Genomic DNA, 5,962 nt, shown 5'->3' with positions numbered 1-5,962 from the left:
TCGGCGCCGCGCAGGTCCGCGCCCGGGTCGAGCACCGTGCCGAACGACGGCACCGCGGTCCCGAGCTCGGCGGCGAGGCGTCCCAGGTCGGGCCCGGGGTGGGCGCGCAACCCGGCCAGTGCGTCGGCGGCCGCGGTGACCAGCGCGGACCAGCTGCGGGCCGTGTCCAGGCACACCGGCAGCGGCGTCGCGCCGGCGCGGGCCGGGACACCGGCGGTCACCTCGGTGTCGCCGGACAGGGCCGCGAGGACGGCGGCGTGCGCGGCGAGCAGCACCGCGCCGGGCTCCACGCCGGTCACCGCGGCGACGGAGGCGACCGCGTCCCGCGGGATCGGCTCGGTGTGCACGGCGGTCCCGGGCCGGGGTGTCGCCGTCCACGACGGGGCCGGGGTGGCGCCGCCGGTGAGCAGCACCCGGGTCCAGTACTCGCGGGTGGTCGTGGTGGCGGGGTCGGCGAGCGTGCCGGTCATCGTGCGGTCTCTCCGTTCAGCAGCGGGGCCGGGGCGGGGCGGGACCGCGGGGCGGCGGCCGGGTTGCCCTCCCAGACGGCACCGGCGGGGACGTCCTCGCCCTTCATGAGGAAGGCGTCGCAGCCGATGCGGGCGGCGTCGCCGACGACGGCGCCGTAGTGGACGAAGGCGCCGACATCGAGACAGGCGCCGGTGCCGACGGAGATGAAGTCGGACTTGAAGGTGCCGTCCTCCTGCGAGTGGCACTGCAGCACCGACCCGGCGTTGAGGACGACGTCGTCGCCGATGCGCACGAGCGTGCGGTCGGTCATGTTGCACCCGTCGTCGAACACGCGGCGGCCGATCTGCACGCCGAGGGCGCGGGTGACGAGGTTCTTGAACGGGGTTCCGGCGAGCATCCGGTCCCAGCCCTGCACCACGAGCTTCCAGTACCGCTCGTGCCACCAGAAGTACGGGTCGTAGACCGAGCAGAAGCGGGGCTGCAGCCGGCGGCGCCCGGCGACGGTGAGCCGCTCGACGGTGATCGTGTACGTCATCGTGAACAGCAGCGACAGCAGCAGCTGCACCCCGACCGCGACCGGACCCAGCGGCGCCAGCAGGGCGGCGACGATCAGGGTGAGCAGGGTGACCCCGAACAGGGCACCCCACCGGAACGCCACGGCCAGGGCGATGGTGCGGCGGTTGTAGCGGTTCTTGGCGCGCAGCCGGTCGTGCAGGTCGAGGCCGGTGTGCAGGTGGCCGAACATCGAGTCCCGGGCGACGGTGCGGGGGATCTCGAACGGCGGCGAGCCGAGGAGCCCGACCCCGGTCCGCACCCGGCCGTCGGTGGGGACGAGCGTCTTGGTGGCGATCAGGCAGTCGTCGCCGACCCTGGAGCCGGCCGTCCACACGATCCTGTTGCCCAGGAACGAGTTCGACGCAATCCGTGTCCGGTTCACGACGAATGCGGTGTCCGAATAGTCGACATTGACGATGGACAAACCGTCGGCGACCATCGTGCCGGTTCCGATCGAGCTCGCGAACGGCGTCTCCTGCTTCACCGCCGTCCCGAAGTTCGTCCCCGTCTGCGGGGTCCGCCGGAGATCGTGTCCGATGATCCGGAGGTAATCGACGATGTAGGAGCTGTCGCCGAGCAGATAGGTGAAGAACCGGACGTTCGTGATCCGTAACACGGTGCGCTGCAACGTGTATCGCAGGCCGTAGAGGGGGTACGGACGTCCCTCGGTGAGCCCGAGCGACAGCACGCGCGCGACCACTGCGGCCCCGAACAGACCGACGGCCGTCCCGGCGAGGAGCAGGCCGGTCGAGCTGACGAGGGCGTCGAGCCAGAGCTGGGACGAGACCACCCCGGCGGCCCCGCTGCCGATCACCGCCGCCAGCGTCGGCACGGACGCCAGCACGACGTCGACCACACCGGCGCCCAGCGGCAGCCAGACCAGCAGCAGCCAGCCGAGCTGGCCGGTCGCATAGCCGGCGCGCCGGGCCCGGCCGATCGTCGCCGAGACCCCGGCGCCGGGGTCTCCGCCGCCCGGGCGGGCCGGAGTGCCCCACCAGGTCGCACCGGCCGGGACGACCTGGCCGGTGTGCAGCGAGGAGGCGTGGGCGAGCCGTCCGCCGTCGCCGATCTCGGTCCCGATGTCGATCACCGACGCCTCGCCGACGACGACGCGGGCACCGATCGTGACCCGGCCGGTCCGGATGATGCCCGGCTCGGCGCGGTAGCAGGACAGGATCGAGTCCTTGCGCAGCACGGTGTTCGCGCCGATCGTGAGCAGGTCCGGGCAGGCCGGGATGGTGCGCGCCAGCATGACCACGCCGGGTCCGATCCGGGCGCCGAGCAGCCGCAGGTAGAGCGGCAGCAGCGGCGAGCCCGCGGCGACCAGCAGCAGCGGGTTGGTGCGGACCAGGGTCCTGGCCAGCCAGAACCGGTAGTACGCGGCGCTCCACAGCGGGATCTCGCGCTCGGTCCACCGGCCGACGAGCAGCCACTTCGCGGCGATCGGGAGCACCGCGAACACCGTGAAGGCCACCGCCACCGCGGCCAGCGAGCGCAGGTAGAAGTCCAGCAGCCCGGTGCCGAGGGCGATCCACTGGAACACGGCGCCGAGCAGGGTGCCATAGGCGAGGGTGAACACGACGAAGGTGAGCAGCTGCGCCGCGCCGCACAGTACGTAGGCGCGGGTGGTGCCGGTCGGGACCGGCAGCGCGGGCGGTGCCTCGTCCGGCACGGGACCGGCGTCGCCGGCGAGCGCGACGGCCAGACCGGCGGCGGTGGGGTGGGCGTAGACGTCGGTCATCGCGACGTCGGGCAGGTCGTCGCGGCGGCGGACCCTGGCGCAGAACCGGGTCATCGTCATGGAGTCGGCACCGAGGTCGGCGAACACGTCGGCGTCGGCCCCGACGTCGGCGCCGACCAGCTCGGCGAGGATCGCCCGGTAGCCCTCGCGCACGTCGTCGACGGTGCGAGCGGAGCGCGCGACCGACGGGGCGAGTGCCGCGGCCAGCCCGGCCACGGTGGGGTGGGCGTAGACGTCGGTCATCGCGACGTGCGGCAGGTCGGGCCGCTGCCGGACCCGCGCACAGAACCGGGCGAGGACCATCGAGTCGGCACCGGCGTCGACGAAGAAGTGGTCGTCCGGCCGCACGGGTGCGTCGAGCAGCTCCGTGATGATCGCTGTGAAAGCGATCACGACAGCGTGTTCCGACTCGGGCACCGTGCGCGATTCCTGTTCGCGCACAGGCCCGGTGGTCATCACCCCGTCTTTCGACACCATCGTCATCCCCCGGCAGTACGAGCGTGTACGGGCAGAATCGTCGACCATTTCCAGCGCGTTACATAGTCAATATTTATGATCGACCGACCCCCGACTCACACATTTTCGGGGGCAGAGCGGCACGATTCCGACCGCGACGTCGAGGGCGTCGCGGTCGCGGGCCGCGATCCGGCGCGATCCCGATGAACTGTTTTCGTGACTCGACGAGCGGAGGTTCGATGTGAGCCTGGATGTGATGCAGGTCACTGCACATCAGTCGTCGGTGCGGGCGTGCCGCGGGGGACCGGGGGTGCACCCGGCCGGTTCCGGCCGATCGCCCGTGGCCGGACACCCGCGGTGATTCACTCGTCCGGCGACACCGGCCCCGGCGCGTGCGCACCGCCGTTGGGGTCGCCGGGGCGGAGCATGGACGGTTCTCCCCGACCACCACGCACAGGAGGACGTGTGACCGCACTGCCACGCCGCAGCGTGCTGCTCGGCACCCTCGGGGCCGCGGTCGCCGGGCTGGTGCCGGCCACGCCCGGCGGTGAGCCCGCCGCCGTGCCCCGCTGGTTCGCCGGTGCCCTGCGCCAGGCGACGACGCCCGACCCGTTCACCCTCGGCGTCGCCTCGGGCGACCCGTCGCCCGACGGGATGGTCCTGTGGACCCGGCTCGCCCCCGAGCCCGACGCCGAGGACGGCCGCGGCGGGATGCCCGACCGGGCGGTCGAGGTCGAGTGGGAGGTCGCCGAGGACGAGCGCTTCGCCCGCGTCGTGTCGCGCGGCACGGAGACCGCCACCCGCGAACTCGCGCACAGCGTGCACGCCGAGCCCGCGGGACTCGCCCCGGGCCGCGAGTACTTCTACCGGTTCCGTACCGGTGGCCACCTCTCCCCCGTCGCGCGCACCCGGACCGCGCCCGCGGCGGGGGCGGCCGCCGCCTCGCTGACCATCGCGACGGCGTCGTGCGCGAAGTTCGGTGCGGGCCACTTCACCGCCTACCGCGGGATGGCCGCCGACGCCCCCGATCTCGTCCTGCACCTGGGCGACTACTTCTACGAGACCGACCGCGGGGAGGTCCGCGACCCGGGCCCGCCGGAGCCGAAGAACCTCGCCGGCTACCGGCGTACGCACGCCCACCAGCGCTCCGACGACGACCTGCGCGCCGCCCACGCCGTCGCCCCGTGGGTGGTGGTGTGGGACGACCACGAGGTCGTCAACGACTGGGACGGCGCGACGCCCGACCGGCGACGGGCCGCGGCCCAGGCGTACTACGAGCACATGCCGCTGCGCCGCGCCTCGGTGCCCGACGGCCCGGACATGCAGCTCTACCGGCGGCTGGAGTGGGGCTCGCTCGCCACCTTCCACGTCCTGGACACCCGCCAGTACCGGATGCGCGGCTCGATGCTCGGCGCCGACCAGGAACGCTGGCTGCTGCGCGGGCTGACCGACTCCGCCGCGGGCTGGGACGTGCTGGCCCAGCAGGTGTTCTTCGCCCCGCGCCGGGGCGGCAAGTCCGGCACTTGGGGGGAGTTCACCGGGTCCCGGGAGCGGGTCGTCCGCGGCTGGACCGAGGCGGGCGTGCGCAACGCCGTCGTCCTCACCGGCGACGAGCACGTCCACCACGCCAACGAGATCCCCGGTGCCGACGACCGGATCGCCGGCACCGAGCTCGTCACCACCTCGGTCACCTCCGGCGGCGACGGCGACGGCGACGCGAAGTCCGGTGGCAGCGGCAGCTCGGTGTGGTCGCTCGACCGGCGCGGCTACGTGCTGGCGACGTTCACCCCCGCGCAGATGCGCGCGGACTTCCGCACCGTGTCCCGGATCAGCGAGCCCGGTGCCACGGTGCGCACGGCGGCGTCGTTCGTGGTGCCGGACCGGGAGCCGGGCCTGAACAAGGTCTGACCCGGCCCCCGGCGCTCAGCCGGTCGCCACCCGGGGCTCGCGGACGTCGTCGCCGAGGGTGTCCAGCACCAGCGCGGCGATGCGCTCGCGGTGGGCCTCGGCGGACCCGAGCAGCGCCGCGTCGGCGACGGCGCGCTTGTAGTACAGGTGCGCGACGTGCTCCCAGGTGAAGCCGATCCCGCCGTGCAGCTGCACCGCGTCGGCGGCGACCCGGTAGGCCGTCTCCGAACAGGTGGCCTGCGCGATCGACACGGCGAGGTCGGCGTCGTCGACGCGCGGGTCGTCGACCGCCCAGGCCGCGTGCAGCGCCGCGGTCCGGGCCTGTTCGACGGCGACGAGCATGTCCGCGCACCGGTGCTTGACCGCCTGGAACGACCCGATGGGCCTGCCGAACTGCAGCCGCTCCTTCGCGTAGGCGACGGTCAGGTCGAGCAGCCGGCGGGCGATGCCGGCCTGTTCGGCGGCGAGCAGCGCCCCGGCGGTGCGGAAGGCGTGCCGCAGCGCGCCGTCGGCGTCCGCGCCGGTGGCGAGTACGGTTCCGGTCGCCCCGTCGAGGACGACCCGGGCGACCGGGCGGGTCACGTCGAACGAGCCGCACCGTTCCACCCGCACCCCGTCGGCGCCGGGGTCGACCACGGCCAGCACCGGGCCCTCGGGCCCCGCGGCCGCGACGACCAGCACGTCCGCGGCGCCCGCGTCCGGGACGTGCTCCACCGTGCCGGTGAGCCGGTCGCCGTCGGCGGTGACACCGGCCGCGGAGGCGCCGTCGTAGGGCGTGGTGAGCCGGGCGACCAGGGCCGCGGTGCGCGAGCCGTCGGCGGAGCGGATCGT

Annotated in this window: 3 protein-coding genes and 1 pseudogene; 1 reads left to right on the top strand and 3 read right to left on the bottom strand. The window is 74.0% G+C overall.

The window, feature by feature from the left end:
* Both NH602_RS27165 and NH602_RS27160 read right to left on the bottom strand, forming a co-directional pair.
* Positions 1-470: pseudogene (locus NH602_RS27165) on the bottom strand (non-ribosomal peptide synthetase); the annotation flags it as partial.
* Positions 467-3,160 carry a Pls/PosA family non-ribosomal peptide synthetase gene (locus tag NH602_RS27160; RefSeq protein ID WP_253069270.1) on the bottom strand — a complete coding sequence of 898 codons (2,694 nt, stop codon included), beginning with the start codon at positions 3,158-3,160 and terminating at the stop codon, positions 467-469. The pseudogene NH602_RS27165 and the gene NH602_RS27160, both read right to left, overlap by 4 nt.
* A 489-nt stretch (positions 3,161-3,649) precedes the next feature.
* Here NH602_RS27160 and NH602_RS27155 point away from each other — a divergent pair, with 489 nt between their 5' ends.
* Positions 3,650-5,131, top strand: coding sequence for an alkaline phosphatase D family protein (locus NH602_RS27155; RefSeq protein WP_179762527.1), 1,482 nt, complete (start codon positions 3,650-3,652; stop codon positions 5,129-5,131).
* A gap of 15 nt (positions 5,132-5,146) precedes the next feature.
* Here NH602_RS27155 and NH602_RS27150 read toward each other — a convergent pair.
* The coding region (locus NH602_RS27150) for an acyl-CoA dehydrogenase family protein (RefSeq protein WP_253069268.1) at positions 5,147-5,962 on the bottom strand (816 nt) is incomplete at its 5' end.

The organism is Pseudonocardia sp. McavD-2-B (genome assembly GCF_024124365.1).
In the GTDB taxonomy this organism is placed as follows: Bacteria; Actinomycetota; Actinomycetes; order Mycobacteriales; family Pseudonocardiaceae; genus Pseudonocardia; species Pseudonocardia alni.
Note: the sequence above shows the minus strand (reverse complement) of the source record. Positions and strands in the feature narration are given on the sequence as shown.